Source organism: Lysinibacillus sp. JNUCC 51 (assembly GCF_015999525.1).
Taxonomy (GTDB): domain Bacteria; phylum Bacillota; class Bacilli; order Bacillales_A; family Planococcaceae; genus Lysinibacillus; species Lysinibacillus xylanilyticus.
Map to the genome: position 1 here is coordinate 111,114 of NZ_CP065545.1, position 18,500 is coordinate 129,613.

Sequence of the window (18,500 nt, forward strand, 5' to 3'; positions counted from 1 at the left end):
GCGCGAATTTATTTCACAATGCTTGTACAGCTTTCTGTGCCTGTTTGAACATACGATATGGAGACTCCACAACAACGTAACTATGAGAATTAGAAAAATCAATTAAAACCTTGCCAGGTCTACTTTTCAAAAGTTGTAAATTATCAATCGATCTTAGCAGTAGCTCATGACCGTTACCTCGTGGGTGCCAGTTTAAATGATAATCATTTAGTTCCTTCACAGCTTCTAAAAATAATTGATACTCTCGCTCTACAAAATTAATCAGCTCTTTGTTTTTATGAGCTACCTGTGATAGATCCTCTATATATGTTTCATAAAAGCGCATTACTATCGAGCACAGTAAATCATTGACCCGAGCAGCACTTAATATTGGCTTAGGAGCTTGAGAGAGTCGCTCTAAATTCGGTTTTGCACGAGTCGAATCAATGCGTGTAATTAAATGATAATGCTCACCATTCACCTCATACACAATTGGATTTGTTGGCATATAGATCATAAAACTATTTGTTTTTGTTTTAAGTTGATCTGTTATATTTGCCTTTGCAAAAAGATGCCCATTAATATTTTTATTTTGAATCCAAATAATATCTTTGTTATATAAAATTTGCTCAAATAATCGTTCATTACTAATAAGATTGCTAGCTATTAATTGATCAACAAGTGATTCTATAACCATTCTTGTTGTAGCTTTCTTAGTAACTTCAGTGCGTGGCTGCTTACAAATTTTCATATCTAAATATTGCGTTTGCTGTGCTGTACATCCATTAATATTTGTCATACGTGCATCCTCTTTTCGTACATATTTTCAAAACGGAAGTCATCAGTAAAAAAAGGATTTCCCATCAACCGAGGAAATCCTTCATTCTATCTTTTTCGTTCATCATATACTGTCAAACGGTGCCCAAATACGAAAGAATTAGCTCAACCGCAAATTCCTTCTCTTATCTTGGGCGTTTGACGTACAGCGACGAACAGAACATTCTGTTTTGTCAACATGCCACCTCCTATTCCTCGTAGGGTTATGGTGTGTACTCATAATAGGCAGGTATCCTGACTTATGGTCATCGCTACTTTTCGCCTTCCCGTCGTTAAACAGTGGTCTATGAAAAGTCGCTCACATTTACAGTTGCGGGACAGTGTCGGATTTGCACCGACTTCCCTTTTAAGTAAATTGCACGCAATTTACACCTATTACTCTACGCTATTCAGTTGTCATAGGAATCAATAGTTCTACACATTCCTATTAAATTAGCCATTTTATAGATGTCGGAAATTATAGAGTAAATATTCCTTTCAGACTATCAAACTAAATTGTAATGTGTATTATACCTACTGTCAAGAAACTGGAAAAGAAAAAGGTAAATTATCCCACTAATTAATAAATCAATTTTAATAATCACCTAAAACCTATTCAGTTTTTTCTGTTTTTCTTCATTAATTTCATCATCAGTTAAGATTACCTCTATATGAAATTTGTCTCAATTAAGAGAAATCCTTCATTATTTTTTTTGATAATTATCGTTTTCTTAGGTATAAAAGGATAATAAAAAGAGACACTATTAACCTTAATAGGAAAATTCTTATAGAATATTATATTTAATTTGGTATACTTACTTTGTAACTATTTTCTAGGAGGTATAAGGTAATGCATAGTAGATTTTGGACCATTTTCTTTTTAATCATCTTCTTTCCAATAGGCTTATTTTTAATGTGGAAGTATGGTCATTTCACTAAACAAATACGGGTCATCATAACGTTATTTTTCTTAATTATAATTTTACTCGCATCTTGTTTTAACGGTACAAATAATGCTCAAAAGGAAGAATTGCTAAAAAAGGAACAGCAACTAAAAGACAAAGAAAAACACTTAGTTAAGCTAGAGAAGGAACTAAAGATAAGAGAACAAGATATAGATAAGAAAATAGAAGATTATGAGAAAAATATCGAAGAACAGAATAAAAAATTAGAAGAACAAGAAAATGAACGTAAAAAACAAGAAGAGCTAAAGAGACAAGAAGAATTACAAAAACAAGAGGAAATAAGAAAGCAAGAAGAACAGAATAAGATTGAAGAGCAAAAGAGACTTGATGAAACTCAAAAACAAGAAGCTACTCAACAGACAACTACTACAACAACCGCACCTCAACAAAGTGTAAGTTTCAGAAATTGTAAAGAAGCTAAGGCAGCAGGCTATTCAAACATTCGAAGAGGAGAACCTGGCTACTCATCTAGACTGGATAGAGATGGTGATGGATTAGCTTGTGACAAATAATAATTAAAGAAAGTCACTCACTATTTTATGTGGGTGACTTTTTAAATACTTTATATTTTATTAGATACTTTCTTCAAGAAATACCCATTGAGAAGTAAATGCATTTGCTTTGTTTCGATTCATAAATGCTATTTCTTTTTACAAAGCGTCTCAGTTTCTTGTACTTTCTCTTCAAGTTATCTTCTTTCCGATAATGCGTTAATACTACTAAACTTTTTTAATGAAATTATTATTGAAGGTTTTCAAGGTAATTTCCTTTTTCAAAAATTTCTTTTGAACTTAGGGCAGTCCATTCCTCTGCTGTTAAAGTTGGGTTCAAATCAATATAGGATTTAACCAATTTATAGCCCACACCGTAACCATATAGACTAGGAAGGCCATTACCTCCGTTTAGAATTTCTAATGACCGATTCAAGTCAACCTTGTCGAGATCTAAGGCAATTTTCGACCAATCATCTTTGTTGAATGTTGTATTAATTGGAGGGTAATAAATATCAGGATAAACTAGCTTATCAAACGTAACTGCCTTTCCTTCAAATATTAGGTTATCCAAAATAGTCATAGGTATATCTTTTCGTAAGTACTTCTCAGTCCAAACACTATGATGATATTCGTGAGCTATACCAGACCTTAAATCATTTTCGGTATAATATTTATTATATAAGACTATTATTTTTCCTGCCCCCACTGTAACCATAAGCGGATTTGCAATTGTGACAGGCAAAACACATATTGTTGTTTCATTTTCGGATGCAATAAGGTCAGAAGATTTTATCAGAGCTTCTTTTATTATTTTTTCTGTTTCTTCCCCGTCAATTTGTTCGCTTAATTTTTGATTTTCTGTAAGGCTATCAGGATCTACATTTAGAACTGGATCAGCCATATGAAGATATTCACCATTCTCAAAACAAGTACTATATATTGGTTTAATTACCTCTTCATTATAAATTTCCAATTGTTATTGTTTTGGGTTACTTTCAACTTTATCTGCATAGTTTTGATAAAGTTTATAGGCATTTACTATTTTAAATTTTTGCTTTGTTTCAGGGTGCTCGAATGATGTAACTATACTTTCAAAATCATTTTTCGATTTTTCTTTTTGAGTACAGGAAGTTAGCGTTAGAATTGAAATTATCAGAACAAATGCCACAACTATTTTCAGATATTTTTTCAATAAAATTCACCCTTATTTTACTTTTTTTAATCATACTTTATTAGCTTATCCCTGTAGATTTACGGTGTGTACTCATAATAGGAGGTATCCTCCCTTATACTTTTCTCCTTACGAGCTTCCCAAAGGATCTTAATACAACTTCGGAGCTTTTCGTAGTTTAGTTGCTTGTTCAAATGAATATGCAAGTTTAATTAGTACGTCCTCACTAAATGCAGTTCCTGCGAAAGTTATGCCAAAAGGTCTCCCACTTTTCATATACCCTGCTGGGACGGCAATAGACGGATAACCAGCTTTTGCACTAATTGTCGAACCTATATATGATGGAAAGATAATTGCATCTAATTCATATTTTTGTAATGTATAATCAATTCCTTGTTCTTGAGAAAAATACAAATCCTCTAGTTTTGCATTTAAATAATCAGGATCTCTTAACGTGTTCGATAATTTATCTCTCAATTCTAATTTATCCTGACCATATTTTAACGACTTTCCTTTTGAACGTTTATTTAATTGAATTAACTCAGAGATAGAGTGCACTGGCATATGTGAAGGCAGATTGACAAGGAAATTATTTAGACTATGCTTTAATTCGTATTGCGGTACTCCCCATTTCCAGTCTCTATGAAAAGAAGGGATTTCGATTCCTTCTCTAATACCGGCTCCTTGCTCTCTTAAAACCTGAATTGCATTATTAAAAAGTGTTTCATCATATTCCTCTGAGTCATAAAAAGCTTTTGAGGCATTATTATACACACCGATTCTAGCACCATTTAATCCTGTAGCATCTAAAAAATTGGTGTAATCCTTATATAATCTTCTTTCACTCTTATATGTAGCGATGTCGTTTTCATCTACTCCTGTTAATACTCCCAATAAAATAGCTGCATCTGTTACTGTTCTAGCCATTGGCCCCGCTGTGTCTTGAGAGTAAGTAAACGGAATAATGCCCTGTCGACTAATAAGCCCAACAGTCGGTTTTATGCCGACTACTGAATTTGTAATAGCAGGACTTAAAATTGAGGCGTCTGTCTCAGTTCCAATTGATAAAACAGAAAAGTTCGATGCAACAGCTACAGCTGACCCCGAACTGGATCCTCCCACAAAAAGTTCTGCATCGCCATAAGGATTTAGTGTTTGTCCACCTCGAGAACTATAACCCGCCCACATCGTACTAGACATAGCGTTTGCTAATTCAGTCATATTTGCTTTCCCTAAAATAACAGCCCCTGCTTCACGAAGCTTTTTTACTAGAAATGCATCCTGCTTGGCTAGATAATTTTCCAATGCTATGACGCCTGCACTAGTATGCATAAAATCTTTTGTTTCGATATTATCTTTTAAAACTATTGGAATTCCGTGTAGTGGCCCTCTTGCCCCTTTTGTTAGTCTTTCCTCATCTAAAGCTTCAGCAATAAATATAGCCTCAGGATTAATTTCAAGCATAGAATTAATTCTCTGTCCACTTTGATCATACTTAGCAATTCTATGTAAATAATACATAGTCAATTCTTTTGATGTTATTTCACCATGTTCCATAGCTGTTTGAATATCATTTATAGACAATTCTTCTTTAAGAAAACTATTAAAACTTATCCCCATTCATACTCCCCTACCCTTCTTTCAAGATTATACCAATAAAATCAATTAATACCTAAAACATCTTTTAGAGTTTTCAAATAAATCTCAAAGTCTCCTCAAGCTACCACAGCCGGAAACTCATGTATACTAATTCTAAGCTCTGCAAGGATTTAGCGTATTAACATAAATGTTAAACAGCCCCTCACAAATCTAATGGCTTAAATTTATTCATATAGCCTGCACTTCCGTTTGTCGCACATTCTTCAATTAATTACCAAATAATGGTCTGCTGTGCTACACTCTCTATACAGATAAAATTTTCAGTTAGTCTAGTAAAAGGTGGGATTGGGATCATATGAAGAAGCTAAGAGGCATTTGGGGTGTCACAATGTGCATATATGGCGTGTCTTTATATATCAAATATTTTCAAAAAGTCAGTGAAGGATGGAATATAACGCTTCATGTTTTATCAGGAAGTTTATGTATTATAGGAATATCATTAATTGTTCAAGCAATAAAAATACATAAATAATCTATGTGAGGTGAATAAAATTGAATAATATTAATATCCAATTTGGTACATTGATACTTTTTCTAATTGTGCTTGTTTTAGTAATTAATATTTTTGAGTTTGTCATTAGAAAGCTGTTAGGTGCCGAAAGAAAAAAATGGTTTTCTTATAATCACATTAACGAAAGACATAAAAAACTAGATTGGTCTTTACGAATAATATTTATATGTTTATTTATTAGTTCGTATTATATGATTGACAACGATACATTTGGAATTCCGTTTTTCAAAACATGGTTTATCTTAATTGTCTTTTTAATAACATCTGAAATGTTACGAGCATTTATGGAATGGAAATACGCGGAAAATAAAAGAGATTTTGTTGCTACTATCGCAGAAACGATGTTTATGATTAGTATAGTATTTTTGGTGATAACAACTGGTTTTTTCGGCTTATTTAATGTTTAATTTCGAATCTATTAAGCTGTTGATAACACTGGTTAATCAATGCACTTAAATATAAAATAAAAAGGCTATTTCGTAGAAAATTTATTCCTGCAAAATAGCCTTTTTCTAATTATTGTCCACTATATCTCTGTGTAAGCTTTTGTAAGTTTTCAGCTTGAACACATAAGTCTTGTGACACTACCACGTTGACCGCCTGCATGGAGGCACTTTGCTCATCAACTGACTGCAGAACGACATCTGTATAATTAGATAATTCATCCATTCCATTTGCGATTGTCGATACTAATTTTGTAACTTCATTCGCGCTACTTGAAAGCTCTTCAGCTGTTGTGGAAATATCCTCAAGTTGGTTCGTCATTTTGCTAACATGTTGAGAGATCGTACCAAATGACTTTGTAGCCTCATCAATGACATAGACGCCCTGTTGAACGTTTTTCAAGTCCTCTTCGACAGAGGTAGCTACTTGTTTTGTATCGCTTTCAATGCCAACAACAAGCTCGACAATTTGAATAGCGGAATGCTTTGATTGCTCTGCCAATTTTCTAACTTCCTCTGCTACTACTGCAAAGCCTTTACCATGCTCTCCCGCACGTGCCGCTTCAATTGCTGCATTTAATGCTAACAAATTCGTTTGATCTGTGATAGCAGTAATCATGTCTGTCATGGACTTGATATCTGTCATTTTACCTGATAATTGCTGCATTAATTCACTTGTTTTTTCAGTTGAAGTTGAAATAAACTCCATTTGATTTTTAGCTACGTGTAAAATTTCCGCACCGTTACCTGCAATGTCATTTGCTTCTTTTGCATGATCAAATACATCTTGCGTTGCCACGGTAATACGTTCAATACCATCAGCAGTTTCCTGCATAGCAATAGCACTTTCATTAGCTGACTGTGCTGCTTTCTTAAGACCCTCAGACGTATTCTCCATTTGTGAATCAACTTCGTTAACTGCATCTGTAATTTCATTTGTACTTGCTGATAGTTCCTCTATACTCGCTGATAAATCTGTAGAACTGCTCGCAATATTTTGTGTCATTGTATGTAATTGTTCTTTCATCTCTAAAAACGCTTTAGCTAAATCTGCAATTTCATCATTGGAATTAATTTCAATCGTAACAGTACGCAAATCTCCATCAGCGATTGCTTGAGCGGATTCTGCTAATTGTCTAATAGGCTTAATAATTTTAAATTTCACATAGAAAATACAAGATAATGACATAGTAAATCCTATTACTGTTAATAAAGTGGATAGCCATTTTAATGAATGTAAATTTGCTATTTCTATAATTAAAACGACACCCATGAGAACATTTAAAGTAGAAAAGCAAATTATACTTCTTTTACGTAAACTCATACTAAATTCCCCCAACTATAATATTACTCCAACATAGTTATTATAGTTTAATTTTCCTGATATTCATAGAAAAAAGCCCAACTTTTGTAAGTGAAATGAATTACAATAGAGAGTGTTCTTTTGTAGTATCAAAAAACTAGTTGGCCAATTAGATATGATCTGAAAGTATGGCTCCTTAAATTCATTGTCATTTTTACAAAAACAAAAAAGCACTTTGCTCTAGACAAAGTGCTTTTAAAATAAATTATTTTAATTTCATAATACTTGATCCTGCGATACCTGGATGTGTCATCTCATATGGATCTAGAATTAAATCTAATTGTTCTTTCGTTAGTACACCTTCTTCAATGCAAAGCTCACGAATTGAACGACCAGATAAAATTGCTTCACGCGCAATTCTTGCAGCTACCTCATAGCCAATATGCGGGTTCACTGCTGTTAATACACCAACGCTTTTTTCCACATATTCTTTCATGCGGTCCTCATTTGCTTCAATATCCTTCAAGCAATTTTGAGTAAATGCTCGGAATACGTTATTCATAATGCTAATAGATTGAATTAAGTTAAAGACAAGTACGGGCTCCATAACGTTTAATTCTAATTGTCCTGCTTCAGATGCTAAAGAAATCGTATGGTCATTACCAATTACTTGGAAAGCAACTTGGTTCAGAACCTCTGGCATAACAGGATTTACTTTACCTGGCATGATAGAAGATCCTGGTTGACGAGCTGGTAAAATGATTTCCCCTAATCCAGCACGTGGACCAGATGCCATTAAGCGAAGGTCATTAGCGATTTTCGACATATTAATCATACAGATTTTTAATGCGCCTGATACTTCTGTATAAGCATCTGTATTTTGTGTTGCATCCACAAGGTGTGTAGCGCCTTTAAGTGGCAATCCTGAAATTTCAGCTAGATGTATATCAACTGATTGAATATAGTCAGGGAATGCATTTAAACCTGTACCAACAGCTGTAGCTCCCATATTTACATCATATAGATTTGGGCGAGTTTGGCGAATACGAACAATATCACGAGTGATAACACGGCAATATGCTTCAAATTCTTGCCCTAATCGAATCGGTACAGCGTCTTGTAAATGCGTACGTCCCATTTTAATAACATGCGCAAATTGTTCCGCTTTTTGGTGGAACACCGCTTGCATATTTTCCATTGTAAGAAGTAGTTCATCTATCAAATTCAATACAGCAATATGAATTGCTGTTGGGAAAGCATCGTTTGTTGATTGTGACATATTAACATGGCTGTTTGGGCTAATTGTTTTGTAGTCCCCTTTTTCTTTGCCTAAAATCTCTAAGGCACGGTTAGCAATAACCTCGTTGGCATTCATATTAATAGATGTGCCAGCTCCACCTTGGATAGGGTCAACAATAAATTCAGCATCCCACTCGCCGTCAATAACTTCTTGTGCAGCAGCGACAATTGCATCTCCGATTTCTGTTGAAAGTAGGTGTACCTCCATATTACTCAAAGCAGCTGCTTTTTTTACAATACCCATTGCTTTAATAAGTGCAGGGTGGATTGTATATCCTGTAATCGGGAAATTTTCAGTTGCACGAAGCGTCTGAATTCCATAATAAGCATTGCTTGGTAAGGTACGTTCACCTAAAAAGTCTTTTTCTATACGTTGTGTGGACATAATTGTCGTCTCCTTTTATGTAATCCTCACACTTGATAGTAGCTAATTAATGCAGTATTGTAAACAGTCAATTGTCTGGAAAATGAAAATTTCCATGAAAAGATATTATTATTCCCTAAAAACCGAAACTAATAAGACCAGTAAATGGACAAGATGGTTAATATATCGAATTATTCTGCATTCATCTCACCGCCTAAAGCGGAGCTATCACAATGCTTTCAGTACAAAAGACATTTGCTAGAAGAAGTTAAAGGGTTAGAAGCAAAAAAAGTTTATATCAACAGTATCTGAAAAACAAAAAGTAAAACTTAAACCAGTGGGTTCATCCCCCACTAATTATTAATCTTCACCAATCGTACTACTACAATGCGAGATAATTATTCCCAATTGTTCATTTATCACAATAAAAAAGCTGAACTAATTGTTTATGTTAGTTCAGCTAATAATCAATTATGCCTCGGCATTGTGTCCGGAATCGGCTTTGTGCTTTCTAAATGATTATTTATTAGAAGAAACTGTAAAACGGCTGTTAACATGCTTTGGATTTTCTATTTCATCCAATAACGCAACGGCATAATCAGCATAGCTAACATAACTTTCACCAGCAGCATTTACTAATAAATGATCTTCTCCAGTAATATAGCTACCTGTACGTGGACCTTCTGGATCAAAGAAAGCTGATGGGCTTATAAATGTCCAAGTAATAGTAGATTGTTGTAAGTCACGTAGATTCTCACCTTGGTTTTTAGCTGTCGCATAAAACATTTCTGGAAAATCTGGTGTATCCATTACTCGAACAGTTTTTTCTGGGTCAACAAACAGACTACCCGCTCCACCGACAACAATTAATTTTGTATTAATACCAGTGAAAATATCAATTAAATGACGGCCAGTTTTTACATGTAATTCCTCCTGACCAAAAGGAGCACCAAATGCATTTACTACTACATCAAAGCCGTTTACACCTTCTTGAGATAATTCTAAAACATCCTTTTCTATTACAGGAATACTTGCCGTTACTTTTGTTGCTGAACGTACAATCGCAGTTACTTCATGACCACGTTGTAGTGCCTCCTCTACAATTTTTTGTCCTGCTTTCCCTGTTGCACCAATTACTGCTATTTTCATAATTAATTCCTCCAATTTTTCATTTGTAACCATTTTAGTTACAGGTTAGATACAAAAGACCGACTTCGTTGATTTTAACGAAGTTGATCTAGCACATCCTGTAAAGTTTGTGCTTGTAATTGTTCTTCCATTGCATGCCAAACAGATGTATAAACACCTTCCAATGTCCGTTGGATTTTTCGACCAACTGTACAATCCGGATTTGGCTCATCATGAATCGCAAATAACTGCTCTGGCCCATCAATCGCATGGTAAACGGCTAATAGCGTTAAATCTTTTGGTTCCACTAAAAGTTCATAGCCCGCAATACCCGGTTGTGATGTAAGCAAGCCCGCTTTTTTTAGCACCCCAATCATTCGTCGCACGACCACTGGATTTGTATTCACACTCCCTGCGATGAAATCAGACGTTAGCTGGCTCTTATCAGATGTTGTTGCAATAAGCGAAAGTATATGGATCGCTACCGAAAATCGACTGTTCACCATATGTATCACCACCTGTTGTAACTATTATAGTTACAGGTATGAATAAAAGCAAACAAATTGCTCTACTTACACCTGTATTTATTTTTGCTATTTTACGGAGTATTATACGATGGCTATATTTTCTTTACATAAATGACTAATTCCTGTCGTATTTCTCCATCTTGCTCATAAAAGTCTAAGTTATGAAATTCATACTTAAAATGGCCGAGTGGAAATGTCACACTTTCCCCCTGAGCCGCAGCTAATATGCCTGCCACATCATGTGACACCATTTGTAAAAGCTCTGTACCTAAAACCGAATCTACAAATATCACGTTCATTAATAAACACCTCCTCAACTATTATAGCTTAGAAGGCGCTTACATTTACAGTCTTTCTTTATAACGATTCAGGCGAATTTCCTCAATAACTTGCATCATTTTATGTATTTGCTCCTGTGTTAATTTTGTAGAGATGTGTGGTAGCTCATGTTGATGATTAAATTCCTCTTGTTGTTGAGGACTACTCGTAAGCCATTTCGTCCTTAAACGCTGCTCACGCCCTCTTCCTTCTATTTGAAAAATCAATGATCTCCTCACATCATTCACCTCTATAATTTTATTAGGACTTCGAGATTAAAACTTATATCGGAAAAATTTTCATAAATTTAAACGTTTTTCACATAAAGCACTAGAGAATTTGGCTCTATACAAAATATAGGATAATTTTGGCGTTTCTTTCCACGATTTTGGCTGTTCTATCCACGATTTTGCAGGTTCTATCCGTCGCTCTGACTCCTCTTTCCGTCGCTTCGGCCTTTCTATCCGTCACTCTCTTTTCTTTCCGTCACTTGGTCGGTTCTATCCGTCGCTCTGACTCTTCTTTCCGTCGGTTGGCCTGTTCTTTCCGTCGCTTCGGCCTTTCTTTCCGTCACTCTCTTTTCTTTCCGTCACTTCGACGGTTCTATCCGTCGCTCTGACTCTTCTATCCGTCGATTGACCAGTTCTTTCCGTCGCTTTGGCCTTTTTATCCTTCGCTCTCTTTTCTTTCCGTCACTTGGTCGGTTCTATCCGTCGCTCTGACTCTTCTATCCGTCGATTGACCAGTTCTTTCCGTCGCTTCGGCCTTTCTATCCGTCACTCTCTTTTCTTTCCGTGCTTGGTCGGTTCTATCCGTCGCTCTGACTCTTCTTTCCATCGGTTGGCCTGTTCTTTCCGTCGCTTCGGCCTTTCTATCCGTCACTCTCTTTTCTTTCCGTCACTTGGTCGGTTCTATCCGTCGCTCTGACTCTTCTTTCCGTCGGTTGGCCTGTTCTTTCCTTCGCTTCGGCCTTTCTATCCGTCACTCTCTTTTCTTTCCGTCACTTCGACGGTTCTATCCGTCGCTCTGACTCTTCTTTCCGTCGCTTCGGCCTTTCTATCCGTCACTCTCTTTTCTTTCCGTCACTTCGACGGTTCTATCCGTCGCTCTGACTCTTCTTTCCGTCGGTTGACCTGTTCTTTCCGTCGCTTCGGCCTTTTTATCCGTCGCTCTCTTTTCTTTCCGTCACTTCGACGGTTCTATCCGTCGCTCTGACTCTTCTATCCGTCGCTCTGACTCTTCTATCCGTCGATTGACCAGTTCTTTCCGTCGCTTTGGCCTTTTTATCCTTCGCTCTCTTTTCTTTCCGTCACTTGGTCGGTTCTATCCGTCGCTCTGACTCTTCTTTCCATCGGTTGGCCTGTTCTTTCCGACGCTTTGACCTTTCTATCCACGACTTTGCCGTATCTATCCATCACTCTGGATTTTCTATCCACGCTCTTCCTACTTTTCCGCCACTCTGTGCAATCTATCCACGCCTCGGCTCTTCTTCTACTCTCAGTCGCTCTGACTACTATTCCTCGCTTTGCCAGTTCTATCCACGACTTCGACTCCGCTATTCGTCGCTCTGAGCTCCTCCCGTCGAATTGCCACTGCTTTCCCTTCGCTCTGACTGCTATTCCTCGCTTTGCCGGTTCTATCCACGACTTCGACTCCGCTATCCGTCGCTCTGAGCTCCTCCCGTCGAATTGCCACTGCTATTCCTCGCTTTTCCAGTTCTTTCCGACGCTTTGACCTTTCTATCCACGACTTTGCCGTATCTATCCATCACTCTATTTTCTATCCACGCTCTTCCTACTTTTCCGCCACTCTGTGCAATCTATCCACGCCTCGGCTCTTCTTCTACTCTCAGTCGCTCTGACTACTATTCCTCGCTCTGCCGGTTCTATCCACGACTTCGACTCCGCTATCCGTCGCTCTGAGCTCCTCCCTTCGAACTCGAACTGCCACAGCTTTCCCTCTTCACTCTGACTGCCATTCCTCTCTTCGCCAATTTATTCCAGATCACCAGCTCTTTTCCCGAGGCTTCGCAGTTTGTTCGCTTTTAAAAAAACAGCAACCTAAACGGCTGCTGCTTCAGTTTAAACGGCAATTGGTGCTTTAATTGTTGGGTGTGGATCATAGCCCTCAATAGAAAGATCTTCGAGTTCTATGTCAAAAATTGACGTTTTATTTGAATTAATTTTTAAGGTTGGTAGGTCCTTAGGCTCGCGTGAAAGCTGTTCTTTTACTTGCTCCACGTGATTTGAATATATATGAGCATCCCCTATGCTATGAATAAATTCGCCAACTTCTAAACCACATTCGTGTGCAATTAAATGCGTTAGTAATGCATATGAGGCAATGTTAAATGGACAGCCTAATAATGTGTCAAGGCTTCTTTGCATTAGCTGACAGCTTAATTTACCATTTGCGACATAAAATTGGAACATCACGTGACATGGAGGTAATGCGGCTTTGCTGCCCTTTGCTCCAGCATTGATAACATCCTCTGGATTCCATGCATTGACAATAATGCGTCGAGAATCCGGATTGTGTTTGATTTGATCGATTACATCTTGTAATTGATCGATGCTTTCCCCTGTTGATGTTGTCCAATTACGCCACTGTTTTCCATAAACATTCCCAAGCTCTCCGTATTTACGTGCAAATTCATCGTCTGATAAAACACGCTCACAAAATGATGCTAACTCTTTTTTGTAATCAGCATTGAATGACTCGTCCACTAAACAACGACGACCAAAGTCTGTCATATCAGGACCTGAATATTCATCAGACTCAACCCATTTTTTAAAAGCCCATTCATCCCAAATATGATTGTTGTTTTGCAGTAGATAACGAATATTTGTATCCCCTTTAATGAACCAAAGTAGCTCACTTGCTACAAGTTTGAATGGTACACGTTTAGTTGTTAAAAGAGGGAAGCCTTTGCTTAAATCAAATCGCATTTGATAGCCAAATACACTATATGTACCTGTTCCTGTACGATCTTCCTTTTTAACGCCATTCTCTAATATATGTTGTAATAAATTTAAGTACGCGATTTCTGGATGCGCCATGTCAATCATCAGCTCCTTCAAGTATGCTGTTGACCATTATAACATCTAACAACTACATTTGGACTCCCAAAAATAAAAACAATATTCACATATCTGAACTAAAAGAATTGTTTTCTAGCTCTTTTGAAACTTCACTTTCAATTGTGACAAAATACGTTGGTAACAAAATAATATTAAATAAAATAGGAACAATAATAAGTAGAAGATCCATCCCTGGTGAAAAATAGAGACTAAAAGCAGTCAGTAACCCTGACATGACTAAAAATACAATTTGCACACCGATAATCATTAACGGAATGATTTGGTACATATAGTTAAGCTTTCGGAACTGATGCATGTTTTCTGGATTTTCAATAATTCTCTTTTTTAAGCGTCTTGATAAGAATATACAAGCGATAAGTTGTGCAATAATAAAGATAAAATAAATAACACTATGTAGAACCAATTGCCCTTTCATAACCGTGCCATTAAAATGTCCTACCCTCCGCTGTAGTAGCTCGTTAACCTCTCCCTCATAAACATATTCCTGTTTACTAAAATTAGTGGGCGGTTCCACAAAGCCGAGCGTTGCCCAATCCTTTGAGTTGGCTTCCCAGTCGATTAATTTGCTTGCCAAAATGCGTAATTGAATGTCATCATTTTTACCAAACATTCCTACTAAAAAAGTATATGGTATCGCTACCTTCATTTGCCCATTTTGTTTTTCATTAATTAAATCGTTAATGGAAAAAGTATATGCAACATCTGTCTGGTGAGCTTCATAACGAGCATCCCCGACCTTCCAATGACTTTCTAAGGAAGATTCAATATTATTCTTCATCTCCACAAACGGCGTATTATTATGTAAATGCTTTGGAATCTTATAGACAAAACGATTGTCACCCCCAATAATGCAAATATCTACTATCACCGTATCATTCTCAAAGTCCTTAGCGATTGTTGTCTTCGGGTACGATATTATGACAACTAGAAAAAAAAGGATTAATTGCAACCCTTTCTTTTTCATGCAACGCTCCCCCTTTTCGTCACATATGCTAGATTTACACTATCATAGGCTACACCGAAAAAACTACTTCGTTATTCCGAAAAAACATTAGTGGTTTTCCGAAAGACTTTATTTCGGTATTCCAAAACTACCAAAAATTATGGATAATATATAGGTACTTAAGATTGAAATGGGGCAATATTATCATGCAAATAATAGAGAGAAAACGATGAGTAAGTGGACATATAGTATTTTCATAACCTACCTACTCCTCGGTATTTATGTACTCGTAGTGGCAATGCAAATACCTTATATTGGTATTACCCTGGAAACAAATAGTGAACAACCAATCATGACTGAGTTTTATTATCCAAATTGGGCACAGCAAAATAACATCGAAAAAGGTGATCTTCTACTGACAATCGATGGCAAGCCGCCAGAAGATGTTCGTTATATCCAACTCAATTCTTTCGTTAGAAGCGCTAAGGAACTAACGTTTATGAAGGCTAATGGGGATGTTCATTCTGTTTCAGTTAAGCATAAAGATATACCGGAAGAATTTTATTTACAAATTATTTTCCCACTTTTTTATTTTGTTTTATCTTTTGGCGTTGCTATCTATTTATGGCGAAGAAACAAAGATAATCTATTAACTATTCTACTATTATTATTTTTATTAACCTGTTCATTGACTTATATAAGTACAGGAGCCTCGATTAGAGGAAATCTAATTGGAGGATTTGTAATAAGTATTGGTATAGTTTTATGCATGGTGCTTTTTATTCACTTTTTACAATTTTATTTCCGCTACCTACATATTGAGTGGCCGTACCTGAATACGAAATGGCTTTATTTAACATTACTATTTATTCCATGCAGTGACTTCATAAAAACAATTAATTCTGATTTCTGGACGATCACATCATTAATTAAATTAGGAATGTTTGCTGTACTAGTGCTCTTTGCTATCTTTATTTTACTATCGAGTTATTTACGAACTAAACTGGCAAAAATCCGTCTAATCACCATTGCGTTTATTATACCTTTCTTGCCATTTTTACTACTTTTCGTCATGCCTGAAATATTTGGTCTAAACATTATTTTACATGCTGAGGTAGCTTCATTATTTTTATTGTTTATTCCTTTTTCTTTTATTTTCATTCAAGTGAATGAACGATTATTCGATATTGAATATCAATTATCACGTTTACGTTATTATTCAACACTTGCCTTTTCTTGTGCATTAATATTAACTACAGGCATTACCCTGCTGTTTATAGACAAATTATCGATTGTTGAAATTACAAGTATCTTTATACTTGTATTCCTAGTCATCATTGCTAGCTTCTATATAAAAGAGCAGCTTGATTTTAAATATCGAAAAATTATTTTTTCATCTACTGGTAATTATGTACATAATTTATATGCTGCCGTTAATCGTATGGGTAAAGTAAAAAATCAGCAAGAATTACTTGATCAATTCAAGTATGAGATAACAGAAAAGCTTGGTACTACTGCTTTTACAATTATATCAATAACGGAAGATGTACCATTAACTCATAGCGAGGTCAGCATAGGGAATGAAACGACTCATCTGCTATTACATGACACAGGTGAAGAAAAAATTATATTAAAGATTAGACATGTATTACAAAAAGAAGAGCTTCTTTGGTTAGAGTTACTTGCCCTCTATGTTTCAATGTTTATTGATAATTTAAAGCTTATTGAAGATCTAATATGTGAAATAAGGCATATGCAGGATAATAATGAAACACAGTTTCCTTGGCTCGACAAATTATTATGGAATATCATTGAAAAGGAAAAAAGTATTTTAGCACAGGAATTACATGACACCATTTTGCAGGAGCAACTTCATTTAGCGAGAGAGTTAGATGTTATTTCTAGCCTGCCTATTATTGAAAAAGAAAAGGTATTAGATATTCGAGAGCAATTGCTAAATGCATCGAAGGATTTACGTGAGTATTGTGAGAATCTAAGCCCTCCATTGCTTGACACATTTGGGCTTCAAATCGCCTTAAAAAAACTGATTCAAAAGGTGAAAATTCGTGCCGACTTTTTGTTAAAAGCCCAAATAGAACGTGTCCACTTTCAGGATGCGACCTTACATTTAGTCGTCTATCGCCTTGTGCAGGAGCTTTTAAATAATGCAATTAAGCATGCTGAAGCAACTGAGGTTTTACTAAAACTACAAGTGATAAATGGCGGTTTTATCCTCCAATATGATGATAATGGTATTGGCTGCGATATTGAAGATTTAATGCAATCTTCAACTTCTATGGGCATTAACGGTATTCGAGAACGTGTCCGTGCTTTTAATGGAGACATAACTATAACCTCCAGTCATAATGAAGGAATGCATATATTTATTCAAATACTAGAGGACGTGGAATCATATGATTGATATTCTTATTGTAGATGACCATCCTGTCGTTTTAGATGGTACAAAGACACTATTGCAGGATTTACCAAATGTCCAGATAGATACAGAGCAAGATTGTGCAGCTGTTCTATCTAGAATGGATGCTCAAGCATTTCAATTATTTTTAATCGATATAAATATGAAGCCAATCAATGGCATACAGCTTTCAGAAATGATAAAGAAAAAGCAACCAGAGGCACTGATTTTACTGTATACAGGCTATGAGCTTTCCGATTACTACGAACTTCTGATCGAAAAAAAAGTCGATGGACTATTATCAAAGCTTGCCACAAAACAGCAAGTTATTCAAACCATTGAAGCCGCACTTAGAGGCGAAATCTTACTAGCAGCTGACTTTTTAGATTTTGTACAGCAGCGCACCAATCTACATAATGTACAGCAAGAGATTTTATTAAGCGACAAGGAGCAAGAGATATTACAGCTTGTCGCACAAGGCTGTACAAATAAAGCCATTGCTTCAGCCATTGGGGTCACACAGCGCACCGTTGAAAACTATTTATCCAAACTTTTTGTCAAACTAAACGTAGAATCACGTGCAGAGGCAGTAATTGTCGCTAAAGAGAAGGCATGGATCAACTAATTATCTTGTAAATAGATTAATTGTAAATTTTTTCTTACTAAAAGCGGAATATACTGGATAAATGTCTGGACCTGTTATATAATAAAGACACAATAATTACATTACTTCATCTTAGTCGTTAAAATCACGTATTCAAAAGTAATACGCGCTTTTGAATATGTGATTTTTTTGCAAGCATCGAAGCAATATGATTGTTTAATTTTTTTGGGAGGTTGTTCACATGACACAAGGTACAGTAAAATGGTTTAACGCAGAAAAAGGTTTTGGTTTTATCGAAGTAGAAGGTGGAAATGATGTATTCGTACACTTCTCTGCTATTCAATCTGATGGCTTCAAAACTTTAGAAGAAGGCCAAAAAGTAGAGTTTGGCGTTGAAGAAGGTAACCGCGGACCACAAGCAACTAATGTTGTAAAGCTTTAATTTTTAGCTTTAGAATA

The 18,500-nt window shown here is 36.0% G+C and carries 18 protein-coding genes, 1 pseudogene and 1 riboswitch; of the genes and pseudogenes, 6 read left to right on the forward strand and 13 right to left on the reverse strand.

Annotated features, from left to right (window positions below; genetic code table 11):
• Positions 1–13: 13 nt before the first annotated feature.
• Positions 14–778 carry a hypothetical protein gene (locus tag JNUCC51_RS00720; RefSeq protein ID WP_337990371.1) on the reverse strand — a complete coding sequence of 255 codons (765 nt, stop codon included), beginning with the start codon at positions 776–778 and terminating at the stop codon, positions 14–16.
• 245 nt (positions 779–1,023) lie between these two features.
• Positions 1,024–1,207, reverse strand: a riboswitch (cobalamin riboswitch).
• 438 nt (positions 1,208–1,645) lie between these two features.
• On the opposite strand from JNUCC51_RS00720, the gene JNUCC51_RS00725 reads away from it, so the two are divergent.
• Positions 1,646–2,272: an excalibur calcium-binding domain-containing protein gene (locus tag JNUCC51_RS00725; RefSeq protein ID WP_337990372.1), complete on the forward strand. Its 627-nt coding sequence runs from the start codon at positions 1,646–1,648 to the stop codon at positions 2,270–2,272.
• Positions 2,273–2,501: 229 nt separating this feature from the next.
• Here the strand turns inward: JNUCC51_RS00725 and JNUCC51_RS00730 are convergent.
• Positions 2,502–3,446 (reverse strand): annotated as a pseudogene (locus JNUCC51_RS00730) (DUF2268 domain-containing putative Zn-dependent protease).
• A gap of 129 nt (positions 3,447–3,575) precedes the next feature.
• The gene (locus JNUCC51_RS00740) at positions 3,576–5,045 is read right to left on the reverse strand and encodes an amidase family protein (RefSeq protein ID WP_337990375.1); all 1,470 of its coding nucleotides are present in this window, start codon (positions 5,043–5,045) and stop codon (positions 3,576–3,578) included.
• Positions 5,046–5,576: 531 nt separating this feature from the next.
• Between JNUCC51_RS00740 and JNUCC51_RS00745 the strand changes: the two genes are divergently transcribed.
• Positions 5,577–6,002: a DUF4181 domain-containing protein gene (locus JNUCC51_RS00745; RefSeq protein ID WP_337990376.1), complete on the forward strand. Its 426-nt coding sequence runs from the start codon at positions 5,577–5,579 to the stop codon at positions 6,000–6,002.
• Positions 6,003–6,111: 109 nt separating this feature from the next.
• Here the strand turns inward: JNUCC51_RS00745 and JNUCC51_RS00750 are convergent, their stop codons facing one another.
• The 6 genes from JNUCC51_RS00750 to JNUCC51_RS00775 form a co-directional block, all read right to left on the reverse strand.
• Positions 6,112–7,362, reverse strand: a complete 1,251-nt coding sequence (locus tag JNUCC51_RS00750) for a methyl-accepting chemotaxis protein (RefSeq protein WP_337990377.1) — start codon at positions 7,360–7,362, stop codon at positions 6,112–6,114.
• Between the two features lie 244 nt (positions 7,363–7,606).
• Positions 7,607–9,025, reverse strand: coding sequence for an aspartate ammonia-lyase (gene aspA / locus JNUCC51_RS00755; protein WP_337990378.1), 1,419 nt, complete (start codon positions 9,023–9,025; stop codon positions 7,607–7,609).
• Positions 9,026–9,523: 498 nt separating this feature from the next.
• Positions 9,524–10,153, reverse strand: coding sequence for an NAD(P)-dependent oxidoreductase (locus JNUCC51_RS00760; protein ID WP_337990379.1), 630 nt, complete (start codon positions 10,151–10,153; stop codon positions 9,524–9,526).
• A gap of 74 nt (positions 10,154–10,227) precedes the next feature.
• Positions 10,228–10,638 (reverse strand): Rrf2 family transcriptional regulator, encoded by a 411-nt coding sequence (locus tag JNUCC51_RS00765; RefSeq protein WP_134024742.1) that lies wholly within the window; start codon positions 10,636–10,638, stop codon positions 10,228–10,230.
• Positions 10,639–10,751: 113 nt separating this feature from the next.
• Positions 10,752–10,958: a hypothetical protein gene (locus JNUCC51_RS00770; protein WP_049665546.1), complete on the reverse strand. Its 207-nt coding sequence runs from the start codon at positions 10,956–10,958 to the stop codon at positions 10,752–10,754.
• Between the two features lie 45 nt (positions 10,959–11,003).
• Positions 11,004–11,204: a hypothetical protein gene (locus JNUCC51_RS00775; RefSeq protein ID WP_337990380.1), complete on the reverse strand. Its 201-nt coding sequence runs from the start codon at positions 11,202–11,204 to the stop codon at positions 11,004–11,006.
• Between the two features lie 140 nt (positions 11,205–11,344).
• Between JNUCC51_RS00775 and JNUCC51_RS00780 the strand changes: the two genes are divergently transcribed.
• Positions 11,345–11,596 (forward strand): hypothetical protein, encoded by a 252-nt coding sequence (locus JNUCC51_RS00780; protein WP_337990381.1) that lies wholly within the window; start codon positions 11,345–11,347, stop codon positions 11,594–11,596.
• Between the two features lie 47 nt (positions 11,597–11,643).
• Here the strand turns inward: JNUCC51_RS00780 and JNUCC51_RS00785 are convergent, their stop codons facing one another.
• The 4 genes from JNUCC51_RS00785 to JNUCC51_RS00800 all read right to left on the reverse strand — a co-directional run bounded on the left by JNUCC51_RS00785 (position 11,644) and on the right by JNUCC51_RS00800 (position 15,042).
• The gene (locus JNUCC51_RS00785; protein WP_337990382.1) at positions 11,644–11,859 is read right to left on the reverse strand and encodes a hypothetical protein; all 216 of its coding nucleotides are present in this window, start codon (positions 11,857–11,859) and stop codon (positions 11,644–11,646) included.
• A 401-nt stretch (positions 11,860–12,260) separates the two neighbouring features.
• Complete coding sequence (locus JNUCC51_RS00790) at positions 12,261–12,413, reverse strand: hypothetical protein (protein ID WP_337990383.1); 153 nt, start codon at positions 12,411–12,413, stop codon at positions 12,261–12,263.
• A gap of 645 nt (positions 12,414–13,058) precedes the next feature.
• Positions 13,059–14,036, reverse strand: a complete 978-nt coding sequence (locus JNUCC51_RS00795) for a thymidylate synthase (protein ID WP_337990384.1) — start codon at positions 14,034–14,036, stop codon at positions 13,059–13,061.
• Positions 14,037–14,121: 85 nt separating this feature from the next.
• Entirely contained in the window at positions 14,122–15,042 is a 921-nt protein-coding gene (locus tag JNUCC51_RS00800) for a hypothetical protein (protein WP_337990385.1), read from the reverse strand.
• A gap of 208 nt (positions 15,043–15,250) precedes the next feature.
• Here JNUCC51_RS00800 and JNUCC51_RS00805 point away from each other — a divergent pair, with 208 nt between their 5' ends.
• From JNUCC51_RS00805 to JNUCC51_RS00815, 3 genes are all read left to right on the forward strand, one after another.
• On the forward strand, positions 15,251–17,443 hold the full coding sequence (locus tag JNUCC51_RS00805) for a sensor histidine kinase (protein ID WP_337990386.1): 2,193 nt from the start codon (positions 15,251–15,253) through the stop codon (positions 17,441–17,443).
• The gene (locus JNUCC51_RS00810) at positions 17,436–18,062 is read left to right on the forward strand and encodes a response regulator transcription factor (RefSeq protein ID WP_337990387.1); all 627 of its coding nucleotides are present in this window, start codon (positions 17,436–17,438) and stop codon (positions 18,060–18,062) included. Before JNUCC51_RS00805 ends, JNUCC51_RS00810 begins: the two co-directional genes overlap by 8 nt.
• Positions 18,063–18,282: 220 nt before the next feature.
• A complete protein-coding gene (locus tag JNUCC51_RS00815; RefSeq protein WP_053592785.1) occupies positions 18,283–18,483 on the forward strand; it encodes a cold-shock protein in 201 nt (66 codons plus the stop codon).
• The last annotated feature ends 17 nt before the right edge of the window (positions 18,484–18,500 follow it).